General features: G+C 74.2%; 1 protein-coding gene and 1 pseudogene. Both read right to left on the reverse strand.

Going from position 1 to position 763, the window contains the following annotated elements; genetic code table 11:
- Window positions 1-377, reverse strand: a pseudogene (locus ABB25_RS14090) (gluconolaconase); the annotation flags it as partial.
- Between the two features lie 66 nt (window positions 378-443).
- The coding region (locus ABB25_RS14805; RefSeq protein ID WP_211259334.1) for a hypothetical protein at window positions 444-763 on the reverse strand (320 nt) is incomplete at its 5' end.

Genomic DNA, 763 nt, shown 5'->3' on the forward strand with positions numbered 1-763 from the left:
ATGCCGGACGGCGTGTTGAACGCCGCCGCGCCACCGAGGCCATCGGCGAAGCCTTCGCGGCCGCCGGCCAGCAGGCGGAAATCACCATCCAGCCAGCGCCGCAGGATGCGGTTGTTGTCGCCGGCATCGGCGACGTAGAGCGTGCCGCCGGCATCCAGCGCCACGCCCCAGGGATCGCTGAAGCGGCTGCGCGGGCCGGGGCCGACGGCATCGCCGGCGACGCCATCGCCGCCCAGCAGTTCGACCTGCGCGCGCCAGCCCAGCGGCGTCGCCGCCGGCTCCGGCCGCCGCGGCGGCTTCGGTTGCCACAGGAAGCTGGCCGCCAACGCGGCGGCGGTCAGCCCTGCCGCCGCCATCACCCAATGTCTGCGCGCCATCCAACGTCCATCCTATCCGGGGCCGAGCATGATGGCCGCTGGCCGGCACGGGCGGAACCCTCGCGCTCAGCGCGCCGCGCGCAGGTGTTCGCCCACCGGGGCGGAGAAGGCGCGGCCGTCGGCGACGTCGCTGTTGATCGACCAGGTCATCACCCCGCGGAAATCCGGGTACGGCCGGGCCGGCTTCACCTCGTCGCAACCGACCGCCCTGGTCAGGCAGTCGAAGGCGCGGTTGATGTCGGCCGGCGCGGCATGGCCGCTGCCGGCCGCGCGCAGGCCCGATGGCAACGCCAACGCCACCTGCTCCGGGCGCAGGCCTTGGAAACGGCCGTTGCCGCCGGCCAGCTCGAAGCCCTCGATCAGCATCGTCGCCGAGCCCACGAGAC

This window comes from Stenotrophomonas koreensis, from assembly GCF_001431525.1.
Lineage (GTDB): Bacteria > Pseudomonadota > Gammaproteobacteria > Xanthomonadales > Xanthomonadaceae > Stenotrophomonas > Stenotrophomonas koreensis.